Consider the following 18,802-nt stretch of genomic DNA (forward strand, 5'->3'; position numbering starts at 1 on the left):
CGACGAATGGGCGCCTCTTAAAGCGGCTCGGTTACCTCTGGTCTGCACAATAGGCGGCCGCTGGCCGTTCCTCCGGGTGGTAACTCTTCAAGGCGTAGGGCGGAAAATGACGGAAAGTTCTGGAACCATTTCCGGTTTTGGCGGGTGGTTGAGTCGCAAGTCGATAAACCAGCGGCTTGGAATTCAGGCGACTGCATCAATCATTCTCAGCCTGATCCTCGTCAGCGTGCTCATCGGCAGCTCATACATGAGTCAGAGCATGCTCGAGCGCGACGATTTCCTGTCAGAGCAGGCGCTCTCCTCCGCCCTGCTGGAGAAGGACTTTGCCTCTCTGGAGCGGGACGTATTCCGCTATGCCCTGCTCCGCAATGACGCGACCCGCGAGGACTTCGAAGGCAACGTGGCCGACATGCGTCAGGCGATTGCCGACACAAGGTCGCGGGTCGAAGAATCCGAGGTCGCTCTCCTTACCGACGTTTCGTCACTGACTGAAACTTATGTCGCGACTGTCACTGACGTCGTGTCCGAAGGGGCGACCGGAGCCGCAGGAGCGGGCCGGATCATGGAGGCGGGAGACAAGGTCGATGCTGCCATCGAAGCCATTCGCGATCCGGTAATTGCAAAGGCAGAGGAGCATGCTGCACTTCAGGTGAGTTCCTCCAAGCAGGTGATATGGATTACCATCGTAATCGCGCTTCTCCTGGGATTGATCTCCTTCATCCTTGCGCGATCGATCCGTGACGCCATAGCCAGCGAACTCGGCTCCATATCGGGCGCAATCGGTCAAATCCTCAATGGCAACTACGATGTGGTCATCGACCACGCCGATCGCGGCGATGACGTGGGCGAACTGGCCCGCGGGGCAGTGCAGCTGCGCAATACAAGCGCCGAAAAGCGGCAGGCAGATATCGATATGGCCGATATGGCTGCGCAGCTTGGCGAATGCCTGAAGAAAATGGCCCGTGGGGATCTGACAGTCGAACTTGGCGAACTGAGCGAGAGCTATGTCGGCCTTCGCAACGATTTCAACACGGCCACGCAGCAGTTGCTTCAAACAATGATCGGCGTTGCCGAGACGGCGCACACGATTCGTACCGGATCGAGCGAAATCAGCCAGGCTTCCGACGATCTCGCCAGCCGCACCGAAAGCCATGCCTCTGGTCTCGCGCGAACGACGGAGGCAGTAGACCAGATCACGGCCATGGTATCCGAGACCGCCAGTGGCGCGGCACAGGCCCGCAAGGACGTTTCCGACGCGATGACGGAAGCGAAACTGGGAAGCGAGGTCATTACAACGGCGGTCGCCGCGATGAGCGAGATCGAGCAGTCGACCGCTCAGATCGAAGAGATCATCTCCGTCATCGACAACATTGCATTCCAGACCAACCTGCTGGCGCTCAACGCGGGTGTGGAAGCGGCCCGCGCAGGTGCTGCGGGAAGCGGCTTCGCAGTTGTCGCAACCGAGGTTCGCGCCCTGGCGCAGCGGTCCGCCGATGCGGCAAAGGACATCAAGACCCTGATCGAGCGCAGCTCCGGCCAGGTCTCCGCAGGAGCCGACATGGTGCGCAAGACCGGCGATGCCTTCGACCGGATCGTCAACAAGATCGAAGTCGCAACCTCGCTGGTGGAAACCATCAGTGCCAAGACAGAAGAGCAATCCGCAAGTTTGCAGGAAGCGAACAAGGCCATGAGCGGCATGGATCTTGTCACACAGCAAAACGCGGCAATGGTCGAGGAAAGCAACGCGGCGGCGCGCAACCTCGCCACCGAAGCGGACAACCTCGCCGCCATCGTTTCCGGCTTTGTGCTCGGGAAAGGCGAAGGCGGTGACAGCAAATGGCGCCCCCAGCGCCCAGCCAGCCGGCCCGCCCTTCCGCCAGCCGCTCGCAGCGCGCAGCCGCAGTCGGTCGGCAACCTCGCGCTCGCTGCCGATGACTGGAGCGAATTCTAGGCAAACCGGATCCATCCCGCGCGATGTAGCGCTGGCGGTTCCCTGCTCACCAAGGAAAGAACCATGAAAAAGCACGCGTTCACAGCGGTGTTGTCGAGCACTGCCGCGATCACTCTCGCCATGCCGGTGGCCGCGAAAGAAGGCGGCATACCTACCCTGCAGGAAACGCTCGGCTCGGACGACTTCACCATCAGCGCTAGCGTTCGCACCCGCTACGAAACCTATGACAACACATTCCGAAGCGGCGGGGCCGAAGAAGCCGACCTGCTGAGCATACGCACCATAATCAAGGCAGAATACGATGCCGGCCCGGTTCGCATCGGAGGCCAATTGCAGGATGCACGTGCCTACGCGGCAAATGATCGCACACCGCTTTCCACGGCCGACGTCAACGCGCTTGAACTGGTCGAAGCCTATCTCACTGCGGAACTTGGTGACGCGTTGGGTGCCGGATCGAACACCGAGCTCACCGCCGGGCGTTTCCTGCTCAAGCTTGGTTCCAAGCGGCTCGCGGCGAGCCCCGGCTTCCGCAACACCGCCAACGGCTTCACCGGCGTACGCGCGGACTGGTCGCGCAAGGACAGGGGCCAGGCCGCCACTCTCTTCTACACACTGCCGCAGCAGCGCCTCCCCTCAGATCGCTCCGGCCTGCTCAACAACGCGGTCGAATGGGACCGCGAAAGCCATGATTTGCGCTTCTGGGGCGGCATTGTCTCGAGCAAGCTTGCGGGGTCTGCAGTGACCATGGAGGTCTACACCTATCGGCTCGATGAGGAAGACAGCGCGCAGCGCGCGACGAATAACCGTCATCTCGTGACGCCGGGTTTCAGGCTCTTCTCCGCCAGCAAGAAGGGCAAGCTCGACTTCGAGGTCGAGGCCGCTTGGCAAACAGGGACTACGCGAACCTCGAAGGCGGCAAGCGCGCCGGAGGTCGATGTTTCCGCCCATACGATCGCCGCCGAAGTCGGATATACGTTCGACCATCCCGCCAACCCTCGCATCCCGCTCGTCGGCGATATCGCCAGCGGTGACGATCCGGAACACGCGAGCTACAACCGTTTCGACACTCTGTTCGGCATAAGGCGCGGCGAATGGGGGCCCTCATCGTCTCTGTACGGGCCGCTCAGCCGCAACAATATCCGCGATCTGGGGGCAAAATTCGAAATCAAGCCATCGAAGCGCTTCGATGCATTCGTTTCTGCCCGGGCTGCGTGGCTGGACGAAAAGACAGACAGCTTTGCCAAGACCGGTATCAGGGATGCGACCGGCCAGAGTGGTCGCTACGCTGGGGAGCAGGTCGAAGCCCGCATTCGCTACTGGCTCATGCCCGATTTCATGCAGATCGACATCGGTGGCGCATTGCTGGCCAAGGGCCGGTTTCTCCGCTCGGCCCCCAATGTCACCGACATCGGGGATACCCGCTATTTCTATGCCGATCTGTATTTCAACTTCTAGCAGAGAGCCGGGCATAGGTCCTTTGCGCCGATCTTGTGAGGTCCCGAATCAAAAGCCCATGCCAACCTTGCAAGGCGCGCATGGGCTCTGAAATCCGCCGTTAAGCGGAATTGGATTGTCTCGTTACGCCGTAGCGGGCGCGGTCGAGTTTGCGCCAGCCGTAGACGTCGCAGGCGCCGTCGAAGTTACTGGCGGTTGCTTCTCGGTCTTCGCCTTTGCGACCTTGGTGTCGCCACTGGCATCCTTCTTGTCGCTGTACTTCTTGTAAGCATATCCGCCGGCGGCAATCGCCAGCATTGCGGGAATACTCAGACGACGAAGAATGAACGGCGCAGCCGCGCCGATCGCGGCACCCATGGGTCCGCCGATATTCTTCGTGTTCTGTGCTGCTTTCGCGCCAAGGCTGGCGCCGATAATCTTGCCAATCATGCTAATCTCCTTTGCACAATCAACGGCTTGGAGGGCAGCTTGTTCCCCTGACGGCGCAAGTCAGCGTACCTGGCGAGCGGCCCGCCTCTGCTGGGCAAGATGGCCGACATCTTCTTCGGGCGCGATGCCATAAGTCCGCACATAATCGGAGGTGCGCTCCGCCACCTCGCCACTTGTCAGACCGAACTCGGCGAGGCTGTAGCGATGCGGATGCCGCTTCAGCGCCTTGGCCCGCTCAAGATAGCCCTCCATCGCCGGAACGGCCGGTTCCATGTCGAGCTCGAGGAAGCGATAGATTCGCTCCATCGTGCTGCGCCAGTCGCGATCCATGTCATCGTAATGCACATCGATCATCCGGTCGCGCGGGATGGCGTCGCGCGCGCTGCGCATCCGGGCGATCATGGTCTCCGTCTTGCGCAGCCACTCGCTCCCGACCCGGGCCGGGTCGACATTGTCGGAATAAAGGATCGTCTGGTTCCAGGCGAGCGAGGCGGCGCTGCCGACGATTGCCTGCGGGTCGCGATGCGTGAAGATCAGCCGCGCATCGGGGAAGACCTTCAGCAGCGCGGGCAGGTCCATCATGTGTTGCGGCGTCTTCAATATCCACGGCCGGATCGAGGAGACCTGCTGCGACCAGCCAACCAGCCGCAGGAGGTTGGCGAGGTGTTCATAAGCAGGTGTCGCATCCACCCCCTCGCACCATTTGCCGTAGCTCGGCACCTGCCACTGCGCCTCGAACTTCATGCCCCACATGCTGGCGACCAGCAGGCCGAGCTCTTCTTCCGGTTCGTAAGGCCCGGTCGGATGGATGGAGAGCGTGCGCGGATTGGCCAGTCGCGCCACTTTCATGATCCGCCGCGCGAGTACCGGACGGAAGTCTTCCTTCTCCCCTGCAAGCACTTCCTCATATCCGGGGCGCGGAACCGGACTGATCGTTTCGAAACTGCGCATGTGCGAGAAGCGCCGGTCGCTGGCGAGCAGCCGGTGAAGTCGCGTCGTTCCCGACCGCATCGGCCCCACGATCACCACCGGGTGCGCGATCGGCCGCTCGAGGATTTCCGGATGCTTCTTGAACCACATTTGCGTGAGCAAGCGGTCGCGCAGCACGTGGTGGAACTGCTTCACTGCCGAGAAATCGCCTGCTGCGTTCAGCTGCGCCTCGCTCTTTATCGAGTCCAGCAAGGCTTCCATCGGCCGCTCGAACCAGCGATCGCCGAAGTCGTCGAGCCCGGTTTCTTCGACCGCCGACTCCATCAGATGCTGCTTGGTCAGAATTGCCGGATCGACCATGCCGATCTTGCGCCCTGCGCGGATCGCGGTGTCGACAACATCGATGAACGGAGTCCGTTTCGGAGGCTTGATCGCATTGTTCGCCACTATGCCATTCGCCTCCAAGCCTTTCAGGTAGCGGACGAATCCGCCCGTGAAGGTGCCGCTCCCTAAAGATTGGAGCGAATGATGCAACAATGAGCCGGATCGGCTTTCGATCCCCACTGGCAATTGCCGGGGCGAAAAGGCATAGGCGCATCCCATGCACGACATTCGCACCATCAGGGAAAACCCCGAAGCTTTCGACGCGGCCCTCGCCCGCCGCGGACTGGCACCGCTCGCCGCCGAAGTCCTCGCCATCGACGAGGAACGCCGCGCTGTCACCACGCGCATGCAGGAAGCGCAGAGTCGCCGCAACGAGGCCTCCAAGGCGATCGGTCAGGCGATGGGCCAAGGCGACACCGAGAAAGCCGAGGCGCTGAAAGCCGAAGTAAGCGAATTGAAGCAGACGCTGCCCGCGCTCGAGGAGGAGGAACGTGAGCTCGGCGCGAAGCTGGAAAATGCGCTGGCGGTGATCCCCAACCTTCCGGCCGAGGATGTGCCGCAGGGGGAGGACGAAGCGGGCAATGTCGAACTATCGAGCTGGGGGGCCAAGCGCGAGTTCGATTTCGAGCCGAAAGAACACGCCGATATTGCGCCCGCGCTCGGCATGGAGTTCGAAACCGGAGCGAGGATTTCGGGTTCGCGCTTCACCTTCCTGCGCGGCGACATGGCGCGGCTGCATCGCGCACTCGGCCAGTTCATGCTCGACCGTCAGACGCGCGAATATGGCTACACCGAGTGCAATCCGCCCGTGCTGGTCAAGGACGAGGCGATGTATGGCACCGACAAGCTGCCCAAGTTCGCGGAGGACAGCTTCCGCACGACCGACGATCGCTGGCTGATCCCCACGTCCGAAGTCAGCCTGACCAGTTCGGTCATGGGCGAGATCCTCGATGACACCGCCCTCCCCATGCGCCTGACTGCCCTTACCCTGTGTTTCCGCAGCGAAGCAGGTGCGGCGGGCAAGGACACGCGCGGCTTCATCCGCCAGCACCAGTTCGAGAAGTGCGAGCTTGTCAGCATTACTCGCCCCGAGGAGAGCGAGGCCGAGCACGAGCGCATGACCGGGGCGGCCGAGGCGATCCTCCAGGCGCTCGACCTGCCCTATCGCAAGATGCTGCTGTGCACCGGCGACATGGGCTTCGGCGCGCGCAAGACCTACGATCTCGAAGTGTGGTTGCCCGGCCAGGGTGCCTATCGCGAGATCAGTTCCTGCTCGAACACCGGCGATTTCCAGGCGCGGCGCATGAACACGCGTTATCGTCCCGAGGGCGAGAAGAAGACGGCCTTCGTTCACACGCTCAACGGCTCGGGCCTCGCGGTGGGACGCACGCTCGTCGCGGTGATCGAGAATTACCAGCAGGCGGACGGGAGCGTAGCCGTTCCCGAGGTTCTGCAACCCTATATGGGCGGAGTGACCGTCCTGGAGCCTGCCAGCTGATGCGTATTCTGGTCACCAATGACGACGGCATTCACGCTCCGGGGCTCGAAGTGCTCGAAGCGATCGCGCATGAGTTCTCGGACGACGTGTGGACCTGCGCCCCTTCCGACAATCAGACCGGCGCCGGGCACTCGCTGACGCTGGCCATGCCTGTCCGCCTGCGCAAGCATTCGGAGCGGCGCTTCTCCGTCACCGGCACACCCACGGACGCGGTTTCGATGGGATTGAAGCAGGTGCTCGACGGCCCGCCCGATCTCATCCTGTCGGGCGTCAACGCAGGCGCGAACCTCGGCGACGACATCACCTATTCGGGCACCGTCTCGGCGGCCATGGAAGGTGCGCTCGCCGGGATTCCCTCGATCGCGCTGAGCCAGGTCATGACGCAGGAGCGCCCGCCCTCGGGCGACCGCTTCCACGCCGCGCGCAACTGGGGCGCGAAGGTTATCGCCCCCCTGATCGACACACAATTCGCGACCCGCACGCTGGTAAGCGTGAACTTTCCCGCGCTCGATGCGGAGGAGGTCAGGGGTATACGCGCCGTGCGGCAGGGCTTTCACGACTATGCCCGCGCCTCGGTGGTCGAGGCCCGCGATCCGCGCGGCCAGCGCTACTACTGGTTCGGACTAGACGCGATCGAGCACACGCTCGACCACGGCACCGACCTCGAAGCGATTGCGGAGAAGTATATTTCTGTAACGCCGCTGCAGCTCGAATTGACGCACCACGCATCGCTCGCCACGCTGGGTGAGAAGTTCGGGGGCTGAACGATAGGCTACAGACAAGAGGGTTGGGTCGATGAGAAATGTGTTCGTGCTAGCCCTCGCCTTTGCGCTGATCGCAGCGAGCGATCCGGCAACAAAAACAGAGCATGAGGTCAAGGCGGGCGAAACGCTGTCGGGCATCGCCGAGAGTACAGGCGTGCAGGCGAGCATCATCGCCGCCGCCAATGGATTGCGGGCGCCTTATTCGGTCAGGACCGGCCAGGTGCTCCAGATCCCGCGCCAGCGCACCCATGTGGTCGAGGCGGGAGACACGCTGTTCGGCATAGCGATGCGGTATGGCGTTCCGTCACAGAATGTCGCCATCGCCAATGGGCTGAAGGAACCTTACGTCGTCAAGACGGGGCAGAAGCTCATCATCCCTGCCGTGCTCAAGCCGGTGGCGGTGCAGAGCTCCGAGCCGACCGAACCCTATTTCACCTGGCCGCACGATGGCGACATCCTGCTCGGCTACGGCAAACGCGCCGATGGCGGCGGGCATGACGGCATCGATATCGCGGTGAAGCCGGGCGACATGATCCGCGCCTCTGCCAATGGCAGGGTCGTGCGGGTCGACAACGACCACCCGCGTTTCGGGCGCTTCGTCGTGATCGAGCATGGTCGGGGATGGCTCAGCGCCTATGGCCATCTCGGCCGCGCCACCGTCACCAGGGGCGAGATCGTGAAGTCCGGAGAGCGCATCGGAATCGGCGGCGTTTCGGGCCAGGCGACGCGGCCCGAACTGCATTTCGAAATCCTGCTGGACGACGAAGAGGTTGATCCCGCGAAGAAACTGCCCGACAGACGCGATAGATGAGCAGGCAAGTCGATCGCATAGCGCCGGGCAAGGCGCCGCAACATTATCGCGGGCCGCGCTTCAAGCCCTTGCGGCGCGCGGTCAAGATCCCCGTCTGGGGCGACCTCGGCATTCGCCTGGGCCTCGCGCTGTTCCTCATCGCCATCGTGGTGATGATCCACTGGTGGGATCGCGAGGGGCTGGTCGACAATCTCGATGGCGAGGTCAGCTTCCTCGACGTCATCTACTTCACGATGATCTCGATCACGACCACGGGATTTGGTGACATCGCCCCGATCAGCGATCGGGCAAGACTGGTCGAAGCCGTCATCGTGACTCCGATCCGTTTCGCAGTGTTCTTCATTTTCGTCGGCACCGCGTATAATTTCATAATCAAGCGTAGCTGGGAGAAGTGGCGCATGGCCCGCATCCAGGAAAACCTTTCCGGACATATCGTCGTCCTCGGCTACGGTGTGTCGGGGTCGGAGAGTGTGACCGAGCTGATCGAACGCGGCACCGATGCGCGGGAGATCGTGGTGGTCGATCCGAGCGAGGAACGACTGCTCGAAGCCGAGAAACTCGGCTGCAATGTCATCGCTGCCGATGCGACGCGCGACACGACGCTAGAGGCGGTTCGCATCAGCGAGGCGAAGAACGTGCTGGTTTCGGCTGGCCGTGACGATACCTCGATCCTGATCGTGCTGACCGTCCGTCATCTGGCACCGAGCGTACCGATCAGCGTCGTCGTGCGCGCAAACGACAACGAATTGCTGGCGCGGCAGGCAGGCGCCAACAATGTCATCAATCCGGTGCGCTTTACCGGCCTTCTGCTCGCCGGAAGCGCGCGCGGCGCGCATATCGCCGACTATCTCGCCGACCTCGCTTCGATCACCGGGCGGGTTCAGCTGGTCGAGCGGCAGGTCACCGAAGAAGAATGCGGCCGCTCGATCTATGACCTGGAGACCGGCGGCCGGGGCTTGCGCGTCTATCGCCGCGGGCAGGTCTACGGTTTCTGGGAAAGCGAATGCGAAAGCCTGCTTCCCGGCGATATCGTGGTCGAGATCGTCCCGACAGAAAATGGCTCGAGCAAGGGCGACGGGCACGATCATATCGACGTCTAGGATCGCCCTTAGCGGTCGGATCACGTCGGGGCTGGCGCGAGAGCCGCGCGCGGTGTAGAGCGCCGCGCAAATCATGAGCACGACGAAAACTCTCCCCGACCAGAAGAAGGTCGGCATGGTCAGCCTCGGCTGCCCCAAGGCGCTGGTGGATTCCGAGCGCATTCTCACGCGTCTGCGTGCCGATGGCTATGCGATGAGCCCCGATTACGCCGGTGCCGACGTGGTTCTGGTCAATACCTGCGGCTTTCTCGATTCCGCCAAGGAAGAAAGCCTTGCGGCAATCGGCGAAGCGATTTCCGAAAACGGCCGGGTAATCGTGACCGGGTGCATGGGCGAGGAAGCGGACGCGATCCGCGCCGCCCATCCGCAAGTGCTGGCCGTCACAGGCGCGCATCAGTATGAACAAGTGGTCGAGGCGGTGCACACCCACGCGCCGCCTTCGCAGGGGCCGTTCGTCGACCTGATCCCGCAGCCGTCAGACGCCGATATCAAGCTCACCCCGCGCCACTACAGCTACCTCAAGATTTCGGAGGGCTGCAATCACTCCTGCGCCTTCTGCATCATCCCGCAATTGCGCGGGAAGCTCGCCAGCCGGCGGGTCGATGCCGTGCTGCGCGAGGCGGAGAAACTGGTCGCAGCGGGCACGAAGGAACTGCTCGTCATCAGCCAGGACACCTCGGCCTATGGCGTCGATATCCGCCATGAAGAGCGCATGTGGAAGGACCATCCGGTCCGCGCGCACATGACCGATCTCGCGCGCGAACTGGGCCAGCTGAAGACGCCCGAAGGCGAGCAGCCCTGGACCCGGCTGCACTATGTCTATCCCTACCCCCATGTCGATGCGGTTATCCCGCTGATGGCGGAAGGGCTGCTGACGCCCTATCTCGATATCCCATTCCAGCACGCGGCACCGTCCGTACTCAAACGGATGAAGCGCCCGGCGAACGAGGCCAAGGTGCTCGAGCGCCTGAAGAAATGGCGCGAAATCTGCCCGGAGATCGCGATCCGCTCCAGCTTCGTGGTCGGCTTCCCCGGCGAGACCGAGGACGATTTCAAATATCTGCTCGAATGGCTGGAAGAAGCCCAGCTCGACCGCGTCGGTGCGTTCCGCTTCGAACCGGTCGAAGGTGCGCAGGCCAATTCGCTGCCCGATCCGGTACCCGAAGAGATCAAGGAAGAGCGCTACGCCCGCGTCATGGAAGTGACCGAGCGGATCAGCGCGGCCAAGCTGGCGAAGAAGGTCGGCACATCGATCCCCGTCATCATCGACGAGGTTGGCGAGCCCGACGAGGATGGCGACATCGGAGCCACCGGGCGTTCGCAGGCCGATGCGCCGGAGATCGACGGCGCGGTGTATCTGCGCAACGTGCCGGAAACCCTCGCTCCGGGCGATTTCGTGACAGTTGAAGTCGAAGATGCCGATGCGCACGATTTGTTCGGCGCAATCACGAGTTAACTTCTTTATTTCAACGACTTAACTCGGACAGACGGTGCGATTCTGTCGCCGGCCCGCGCCGTGCGTGTCGCCTGGCAGCGGGGCACATGGTATAGTCAGCCATGGCTGGCTTGCTTCACCCAGCGAACTTCGCCCTTTGGGGTCTTGCGCCGCTCCTCGGCGCCTGTTCGCCTGCAGATGATCACGCGGAAGATGCGCATGCATCCGCTGGAGCAAGCCCCTCCCCAATACCCCTAGAATCCCGGCAGGGAGTCCCGACCATGACTGACAAGATCGCTCCGCCTCTGCGCGAGGCATTCGAAACCCACCAATCCGCCCCCGATCACGTCGAGCGCGTCATTATCACCTTCGCAAAGGGGGCAGACCCGGCTGCGCTGCAAGCGGATGGCGTGTCGATCGTATCGCGGATGGAGAACCTGCCGATCGTTATCGCCACGATCGATGCCAGGGGGCTCGAGGCTCTTTCGAAGGGTGAAGGTATCGAACGGGTCGAACCGGACGGGACCATGCGCATTCCGGAAGACGAATAGCGCGGATCACTCCGCAATGTGTTTCCTGGCGAGCCGTTTGTAGGCCGAGCGATCTTCGCCATGAATCGCGTGCCATTCGGCGTGCTCCTCGAGCGCATTGCGCACTTCGCGCCGATGGCGTTCGGGAAAGATCGCGTCTGCCTTTGCGGCTTTCATCGGTAGCGGCAGGACCTGCGCAATCGTTTCGCCTGCCCCGACATGGACCGGGCTGTCGATTTGGGGGAGTTCGAATACGAGGTTGACCGCGCCAGCGTACCAGCCGGTTTCGACAAGACCCGATAAAAGCATAAGCCCATCTGTCCTTGCCCGATTTATCGGGGGGAGGAACAGCAGCCCGGCCCCGCTCTGCGTTCGCAGTATGTAGGGGAGGTGCAGCTTCACCATGTGCTGCTGATCCGGACCCTCGAAGAAGCTGAGGCCGGGGATGACGAGGCTGCCGGCATGGCGCGCAACGCTTTCGGGTATGTCGAACTGGTTCTTGCGGAAGTGTCTCCCCGGCTCGTCGCGAACGTAGAATACCCGCCTTGCGCAGCCCCCGGGAATAGGGGAGCGAAAGGACCGTGTGCCCTGCGGCACCTGGTCCTGCAGGCAATAGCCCCATTCGAAGGGGGAAGGTATCGCAAGGCCCGCGCCCGCCGCCGCGACGAAGGGACGGCATTGTTCACGCCGGCCATAACCCGGCGGCACGGTTTCGCGGGTGCGCGGGGACGCAGGGACAGGCCGCTGGATGGCATCGCACAAGGCGATCACGCTGATGCGGAAGGCATCGTTCTCCATCGACCTGCCCCCTCGTGCGACCCTAGAGCGTATGCTCGGGCGGCGTGCCTATCCAGAAAGAGGACGCATTTGCGTCAACCCGCCCCTTTCCGTATTTTTCGGGATCCTGGTCGCCCACCTTGTCGACAAAGGTGTTCAGCAACCACCGCACCTGCTTGTTGGTGCAGCTGCGGTGAGAGCCCCAGGCAAGAGCGGCCACGCCCGAAACATGCGGACATGCCATGGAGGTACCGCTCATAGTGCCATAGCCGCCTCCGCGGGTGGTCGAGAGAACCGAAACGCCGGGCGCGCAGACTTCGACTTCTGGTCCGCGGCTTGAGAAGCCGGCAATGATGTCTGCAGAATCCACGGCAGAAATCGCCATGACATGCGGGTATTTGGCCGGGAAGCCGACCGTGTTGTTGCCCGGCCCCGAATTGCCTGCGGCCGCCACGAGCAGCACGCCGTCGTCATAGGCCGCTTCGCACATGTCGCCGAGCGCCTGCGGAGCGCCGCCTCCGCCGAGGCTCATGCTGGCAACGCGTGCGCCCTTCTTCGACATGATCCAGTCCAGCGCGGCGATCAGCCAGCTCCATTGTCCGCTGCCGGTGCTCGACAGCACCTTGACCGGGTAGAGATAGGCATAGGGTGCCACGCCGACGACACCGATATTGTTGTGGACCGCAGCCACGGTGCCAGCGCAGTGGGTGCCGTGGCCGTGGAAGTCCTCGGTCGAACTTTCGGTCGGCACGAAGCTTTTTCCGGTCCTGAGATTGGCGACGAGATCGGGATGATCGGAATCGATCCCGGTGTCGCAGATGAAGACCTTGATCCCTTCGCCCTGGCTGCTCGGCCAGGCCGCGGGAGCCTTGACCTGGGTGATTCCGACCGGGGTCGTCTGCGCGAGTGCATCCGGCCCGTCGAGCGCGTGCATTTCTCCGTCCTCCTCGACCCGGACGACGTTCTTGTCCTTCTTGAGCTTGTCGATCTCGGCCTGGGTCAGATTGGCCATGAGGATCGGCGCTTCATAGCGGTTCACATCATAGCCGACCTTCATCAGGTCCTCTCCCGAGGCGACCGGTCGCGCCTGGCGCGAGACGGTTTCGGCGGTGACGAAATTGATATCGCCATCGTCGATCGCAGAAGCGAGAATTTCCTGCTTGTCCTTGGAAGTCGACCGTTTGTCCTTCGGTTTGAAGGTAATGATCACCGGTTTACGATTGGTATTGGATGCTTTTGCCATGATAATCTCCATATAGATGGCTAAAATCATGCGCGTTTCTGGACATCTAAGACATCCGCACGGTGGGAGAAACCCCACACCCGCCGCAAGTCATTTGTTAGTTTTGTTTTATAACAAGGCGAATTAATTATTACCTCGACTCGCGATTACTAATATATATCTCTTATTTTCTATCACGTCATCAATATTCAGAAAAGTGTCGTCTATATACAATTTATCGAACGCGTTCGAACTGGAAACCTTTTCCAGCCCCGTAACGACCTAGTGGTGGGCCGCCTGACGCCACGGAATCTTTTCTTGAAACAAGCCGGCACTTCGCCCGTTAATCCGGCAATGGCCATTTCCATCCAGACCAGCTTCGCTTTCGAGCTAGAGCGTCCGACCGATGTCCTGCTTCAGTTCGAAGCGGCGGACATTCCCGAGCAGCGCATCCTTTCTGCCGAAACTTGCATGACCGAGGCCGAGCATTGCGCCCACGTGCCCGCGCAGGACGATATCGGCGAGCGCATCTGGTTGCGCGCGGAGGGGCACTTCGAGGTCGACTATAACGCCTTGGTCGAGCCGCAGCGACTGCTGCCGGATATCGAAACGCTCAGGATGCTCGATCCGCACGATATGCCCGGTGAAGCCGTCGAATACCTCTTTGACAGCCGTTATTGCCCGGCGGACAAGTTCCAGCCTTTCGTGGAGGCCGAGTTCGGCAAGACCCAGGGCGGTGCGCGGATCGCTGCGATCCGCGAATGGATCGAACGCAATTTCAGCTATCAACCCGGCACATCGGACGCGCGCACCGGAGCGCTCGACAGCTTCGTCGAACGACGCGGAATCTGCCGCGATTACGCACATGTCATGGTGACGATGGCGCGCGCTTCGACCATTCCCGCGCGCTATGTCGCTTGCTATGCGCCGGGTGTCGATCCACCCGATTTTCATGCGGTGGCAGAGGTCTTCCTCGACGATCCAACGACCGACGGCGGCGGAGCCTGGCACCTCGTCGATGCAACCGGAATGGCCAATCCTGCGGAAACCGCGAAGATCGGAATTGGCCGCGATGCCGCAGATGTCAGCTTCCTGACCAGCTTCGGTCCGAACAATTTCCTGCGCTCCAGCGTGAAAGTGTCCATCGACAACACATGAATAGCTATGCGCCGCAGCAGGACTATGGATGCGGCTGGCTTGCGCTGATAGGCAGGAAATGCGCCACTTGCGCGGGCTTTGGCCTGCTTTCCGGCGCGAGGCCTGAGGGGAAAGGGTTCGACACGTAATGGACTTCACCGCTGACCGCTTGTTGCTGTTCGGCGCCACCGGCGACCTCTCGCAGCGCATGTTGCTTCCCTCGCTCTGCGCACTGGATGCCGACGAGCTGCTGCATGACGACCTCAAGATCATCGGCACCGCCCGATCGGAATTGAGCGATGCCGAGTTTCGCAATTTCGCGCGCGAGGCACTTGAGAAATATCTTCCCGCGAGCCGCCGCGGCGGAATGGCCGATTTTCTCAATCGCCTGTCCTATCAGCAACTCGATGCGACGACACTCGACGGTTATACCGAGCTTGCCGCCAAGGTCGGCGAACCGAAACAAGGTCTCGCGATCTTTCTTTCGACCGCGCCCAGCCTGTTCGGCCCAACGATCAAGGGGCTGCAGCACGCCGGCCTCGATGGCGAGCATGTCCGCATGTGCCTCGAAAAGCCGCTCGGGACCGATCTCGAAACGAGCTGCGAGATCAATGACGCGGTGGCGGCAGCCTTCCCCGAAGAACGGATTTTCCGGATCGACCACTATCTCGGCAAGGAGACGGTCCAGAACCTGCTGGCGCTGCGCTTTGCCAATCTGATGTTCGAGCCGATCTGGAACTCGGCGCATATCGATCACGTGCAGATCACCGTGGCCGAGACGGTCGGACTGGAAGGACGCGTCGCCTTTTACGACGATGCCGGTGCGCTGCGCGACATGGTGCAGAACCACATGCTGCAGCTGCTCGCGCTGGTGGCGATGGAGCCGCCCGTCAGCTTCGATTCCACCGCCGTTCGCGACGAGAAGGTGAAGGTGCTGCGCGCCTTGCGCAAGGTGGAGAAAGGCGAAACCGTCACCGGCCAGTATCGCGCCGGGGCGATCGGCGGCCAGGCGGTTCCGGGCTATGACGAGGAGCTGGGCAAGGACAGCGACACCGAGACCTTCGTCGCGATCAAGGGGCATGTCGACAACTGGCGCTGGAAGGGTGTGCCGTTTTACCTGCGCACCGGCAAGCGACTGCCCGAGCGCGTGACCGAGATCGTCGTCCAATTCCGCTGCGTGCCGCACTCGATCTTCGCCGGGAAGGGTGCGAGCATGCAGCCCAACCGGCTGGTGATCGGCATCCAGCCCGAAGAAAACATCACGCTTTCGCTGATGGCCAAGGTGCCCGGGCTCGACCGCGAGGGCATCCGCCTGCGTCAGGTTCCGCTCGATATCTCCATGCCAGACGCCTTTTCAGGCGCGGTGCGGCGTATTGCCTACGAGCGGCTGCTGCTCGACCTGATCGAGGGCGACCAGACGCTGTTCGTCCGCCGCGACGAGGTCGAGGCGCAATGGCACTGGATCGATGCGATCCGGGCCGAATGGAGTGACGAGGAACTGAAGCCCAAGACCTACACTGCCGGCAGCTGGGGGCCGAGTGCGGCCATCGCGCTGGCCGAACGTGACGGAGTTAGCTGGCACGATGAGTAAACTCAACGATACCATCCACCGCGTGACCGAGCGCGTGATCGAACGTTCGAAGCCGGGCCGTACAGCCTATCTCGAAATGATGGACCGCGAAGCCGATCGCATGCCGGAGCGGTCGGAGGTGTCCTGTTCGGTGCTCGCCCATGCCTATGCCGGGGCGACCGAAGATCAGGAAGCGCTCAAGGAAGGGCGCGGCCCGAACATCGGTATCGTCAGCGCCTATAACGACATGCTCTCCGCCCATCAGCCCTATGGCCGCTATCCCGAGCGGATGAAGATTTACGCCCGTGAGGTCGGCGCAACGGCGCAGGTCGCAGGCGCAACGCCGGCGATGTGTGACGGCGTGACGCAGGGCGAAGACGGCATGGAATTGTCGCTCTTCAGCCGCGACGTGATCGCGCTCTCGACCGCCGTCGCATTGAGCCACCAGATGTATGACGGTGTCGCCGCGCTCGGCATTTGCGACAAGATCGTGCCCGGCCTCGTCATCGGCGCGCTTCGCTTCGGCCACCTGCCTTGCGTGTTCGTGCCATCGGGACCGATGCCCTCGGGCATTGCCAACAAGGAAAAGCAGCGCGTCCGCCAGCTCTATGCCGAAGGAAAGGTTGGCCGCGACGAGCTGCTCGCCAGCGAGATGGGGAGCTATCACTCGCCCGGCACCTGCACTTTCTACGGCACGGCCAACTCCAACCAGATGATGATGGAGATGATGGGGCTGCACATTCCGGGCAGCGCCTTCGTCCAGCCGGGCACCAGGCTGCGCCAGGCGCTCGACAAGCGGGCAGTGCACCGGATCGCCGAGCTTTCAGGCACGCGCGAGAAGAACATGGCGCGCTGCATCGATGAAAAGGCGATCGTCAATGCCGCGGTCGGGCTGCTCGCCACCGGCGGATCGACCAATCACGCGATCCATATTCCGGCGATGGCGCGCGCGGCCGGAATCATCTTCGACTGGAATGATCTTTCGGAGCTTTCGCGCGCAGTACCGCTCATCGCGCGGGTCTACCCCAATGGCTCGGGCGATGTGAACCATTTCCACGATGCTGGCGGCATGGGTTACGTCATCGGCACGCTGCTCGACGAGGGACTTTGCCACCGCGACATCGTGACCGTGAGCGAGGGCGATCTGTCGGATTATGCGAAAGAGCCGGGGCTTGGCGAGGACGACGCGCTCGTCTGGCGCGAGACCGGCGAAAGCGGCGATATCGAAATGCTCCGCCCCGCCTCCGATCCGTTCCAGCCCGACGGCGGAATGCGGCTCGTCGAGGGCAATCTCGGGCGCGGCTGCTTCAAGAGTTCTGCGGTCGAAAAGGAACGCTGGACGATCGAGGCGCCGTGCCGCGTGTTCGAGGAACAGGCGGACGTGATGGCCGCGTTCAAGGCCGGCGAACTCGACCGGGACGTAGTGGTGGTCGTCCGCCATCAGGGGCCGCGCGCCAACGGCATGCCCGAACTCCACAGCCTCACCCCGCCGCTGGGAGTGCTGCAGGACCGCGGCTACCGCGTCGCACTGGTCACCGACGGGCGCATGTCGGGCGCATCGGGCAAGGTGCCGGCCGCGATCCACGTCACGCCCGAAGCATTGGGCGGCGGGCCGCTTTCCAGGCTACGCGACGGCGACACGGTCAAGGTCTGCGCCGCCACCGGAGAGCTCTCGACAACGGCCGATCTCGACGCGCGCGAGCCAGCGGCCAAGCCCGAGCCGAAGCTTGGCGTCGGGCGTGAACTCTTCGCCATGTTCCGCCACGGCGCGGATGGCGCAGAACAGGGAGGCAGCGCCATGCTCGCTGCGGCAGGACTGTGAACTATACCGCGAACCAGCTGGTCAGCGTCGATATCGGCGGCACCCACGCCCGCTTCGTGATCGCAACGATCGAAGACGATGGTTCGATCACTCTCGATGAGCCGATAACGCTCCACACCGAAGATCACGCGAGCTTCCAGACCGCATGGCAGGATTACCGCGAACAGAAGGGCGGCGCGCTGCCCGACGCCGTCAGCATGGCGATCGCCGGACCGGTCGGCGGCGACGTCATCCGCTTCACCAACAATCCCTGGATCATTCGCCCGGCGCTCGTCCAGGAAAAGCTCGGCGTCGAGCGCTATACCATCGTCAACGACTTCGAAGCGGTTGCCCATGCCGTGGCGCGCGCCAGCGAAGACCAGTTCATCCACCTTACGGGTCCGGACAAGCCGCTCGCGCCTACCGGCCGCCTGAGCGTGCTCGGCCCCGGCACCGGACTGGGTGTGGCGCACCTCTATCGCGAGCCCGACGGCACCTACCGCGTATCCGCCACCGAGGGTGGCCATATCGATTTTGCCCCGCTCGACCAGATCGACGACGCAATCCTTGCACGGCTGCGCAAGCGCCACACGCGGGTCTCGGTCGAGCGCGTCGTCGCTGGCCCTGCCATCTCCGACATCTATCAGACGCTCGCTGCGATGGAGGGAAAGCCGACCTCCGACGAAGACGACATTGCTATCTGGACGCGCGGGCAGGACGGCAGCGACAGCCTCGCCGCAGCCGCGGTTGACCGGTTCTGCATGTCATTGGGCAGCGTAGCGGGCGACATCGCGCTCGCGCAGGGCGGCTTCGGCGGCGTCGTGATTGCAGGCGGTCTTGGTTACCGCATCCGCGAAACACTTCTGAGTTCAGGCTTTGCCGAAAGGTTCAAGGCCAAGGGGCGTTTTCAGGAATTGATGGCCTCCATCCCCGTCAAACTCATCATCCATCCGCAGCCCGGCCTGTTCGGCGCCGCGGCCGCCTTCGCCTCCGAACACGGGAGCTGAC

The 18,802-nt window shown here is 62.6% G+C and carries 16 protein-coding genes; 12 read left to right on the forward strand and 4 right to left on the reverse strand.

Annotated elements, in window-relative coordinates; all coding sequences use genetic code 11:
• Positions 1–106: 106 nt before the first annotated feature.
• The gene (locus CCE89_RS03655) at positions 107–1,951 is read left to right on the forward strand and encodes a methyl-accepting chemotaxis protein (RefSeq protein WP_086436635.1); all 1,845 of its coding nucleotides are present in this window, start codon (positions 107–109) and stop codon (positions 1,949–1,951) included.
• Between the two features lie 63 nt (positions 1,952–2,014).
• Positions 2,015–3,406 (forward strand): alginate export family protein, encoded by a 1,392-nt coding sequence (locus CCE89_RS03660; RefSeq protein ID WP_086436636.1) that lies wholly within the window; start codon positions 2,015–2,017, stop codon positions 3,404–3,406.
• A 123-nt stretch (positions 3,407–3,529) separates the two neighbouring features.
• Here the strand turns inward: CCE89_RS03660 and CCE89_RS03665 are convergent, their stop codons facing one another.
• Positions 3,530–3,835: a hypothetical protein gene (locus CCE89_RS03665; protein ID WP_086436637.1), complete on the reverse strand. Its 306-nt coding sequence runs from the start codon at positions 3,833–3,835 to the stop codon at positions 3,530–3,532.
• Between the two features lie 60 nt (positions 3,836–3,895).
• Positions 3,896–5,212, reverse strand: coding sequence for a sulfotransferase family protein (locus CCE89_RS03670; protein ID WP_234989921.1), 1,317 nt, complete (start codon positions 5,210–5,212; stop codon positions 3,896–3,898).
• A 154-nt stretch (positions 5,213–5,366) separates the two neighbouring features.
• On the opposite strand from CCE89_RS03670, the gene serS reads away from it, so the two are divergent.
• The 6 genes from serS to CCE89_RS03700 all read left to right on the forward strand — a co-directional run bounded on the left by serS (position 5,367) and on the right by CCE89_RS03700 (position 11,308).
• The gene (serS, locus tag CCE89_RS03675; RefSeq protein ID WP_086436638.1) at positions 5,367–6,647 is read left to right on the forward strand and encodes a serine--tRNA ligase; all 1,281 of its coding nucleotides are present in this window, start codon (positions 5,367–5,369) and stop codon (positions 6,645–6,647) included.
• Complete coding sequence (gene surE / locus CCE89_RS03680; RefSeq protein WP_086436639.1) at positions 6,647–7,411, forward strand: 5'/3'-nucleotidase SurE; 765 nt, start codon at positions 6,647–6,649, stop codon at positions 7,409–7,411. Before serS ends, surE begins: the two co-directional genes overlap by 1 nt.
• Positions 7,412–7,442: 31 nt before the next feature.
• Positions 7,443–8,222 carry a M23 family metallopeptidase gene (locus CCE89_RS03685; protein WP_086436640.1) on the forward strand — a complete coding sequence of 260 codons (780 nt, stop codon included), beginning with the start codon at positions 7,443–7,445 and terminating at the stop codon, positions 8,220–8,222.
• A complete protein-coding gene (locus CCE89_RS03690) occupies positions 8,219–9,322 on the forward strand; it encodes a potassium channel family protein (protein ID WP_086436641.1) in 1,104 nt (367 codons plus the stop codon). Before CCE89_RS03685 ends, CCE89_RS03690 begins: the two co-directional genes overlap by 4 nt.
• 73 nt (positions 9,323–9,395) lie before the next feature.
• Positions 9,396–10,778 (forward strand): 30S ribosomal protein S12 methylthiotransferase RimO, encoded by a 1,383-nt coding sequence (gene rimO / locus CCE89_RS03695; protein ID WP_086436642.1) that lies wholly within the window; start codon positions 9,396–9,398, stop codon positions 10,776–10,778.
• Between the two features lie 260 nt (positions 10,779–11,038).
• Positions 11,039–11,308 carry a hypothetical protein gene (locus CCE89_RS03700; RefSeq protein WP_086436643.1) on the forward strand — a complete coding sequence of 90 codons (270 nt, stop codon included), beginning with the start codon at positions 11,039–11,041 and terminating at the stop codon, positions 11,306–11,308.
• Positions 11,309–11,314: 6 nt separating this feature from the next.
• On the opposite strand, the gene CCE89_RS03705 is transcribed toward CCE89_RS03700, so the two are convergent.
• Both CCE89_RS03705 and CCE89_RS03710 read right to left on the reverse strand, forming a co-directional pair.
• Entirely contained in the window at positions 11,315–12,085 is a 771-nt protein-coding gene (locus CCE89_RS03705) for a DUF6065 family protein (RefSeq protein WP_086436644.1), read from the reverse strand.
• 22 nt (positions 12,086–12,107) lie between these two features.
• The gene (locus tag CCE89_RS03710; RefSeq protein WP_159456574.1) at positions 12,108–13,307 is read right to left on the reverse strand and encodes a S8 family peptidase; all 1,200 of its coding nucleotides are present in this window, start codon (positions 13,305–13,307) and stop codon (positions 12,108–12,110) included.
• 333 nt (positions 13,308–13,640) lie between these two features.
• On the opposite strand from CCE89_RS03710, the gene CCE89_RS03715 reads away from it, so the two are divergent.
• The 4 genes from CCE89_RS03715 (at position 13,641) to glk (ending at position 18,801) form a co-directional block, all read left to right on the forward strand.
• Positions 13,641–14,444, forward strand: coding sequence for a transglutaminase-like domain-containing protein (locus CCE89_RS03715; protein WP_086436646.1), 804 nt, complete (start codon positions 13,641–13,643; stop codon positions 14,442–14,444).
• A gap of 127 nt (positions 14,445–14,571) precedes the next feature.
• Positions 14,572–16,014: a glucose-6-phosphate dehydrogenase gene (gene zwf, locus CCE89_RS03720; RefSeq protein WP_086436647.1), complete on the forward strand. Its 1,443-nt coding sequence runs from the start codon at positions 14,572–14,574 to the stop codon at positions 16,012–16,014.
• The gene (gene edd / locus CCE89_RS03725; RefSeq protein WP_086436648.1) at positions 16,007–17,815 is read left to right on the forward strand and encodes a phosphogluconate dehydratase; all 1,809 of its coding nucleotides are present in this window, start codon (positions 16,007–16,009) and stop codon (positions 17,813–17,815) included. The genes zwf and edd overlap by 8 nt, the downstream gene beginning before the upstream one ends.
• Positions 17,812–18,801 (forward strand): glucokinase, encoded by a 990-nt coding sequence (gene glk / locus CCE89_RS03730; protein ID WP_086436649.1) that lies wholly within the window; start codon positions 17,812–17,814, stop codon positions 18,799–18,801. Before edd ends, glk begins: the two co-directional genes overlap by 4 nt.
• The last annotated feature ends 1 nt before the right edge of the window (position 18,802 follow it).

It is taken from the genome of Altererythrobacter xiamenensis, from assembly GCF_900177715.1.
Taxonomy (GTDB): domain Bacteria; phylum Pseudomonadota; class Alphaproteobacteria; order Sphingomonadales; family Sphingomonadaceae; genus Erythrobacter; species Erythrobacter xiamenensis.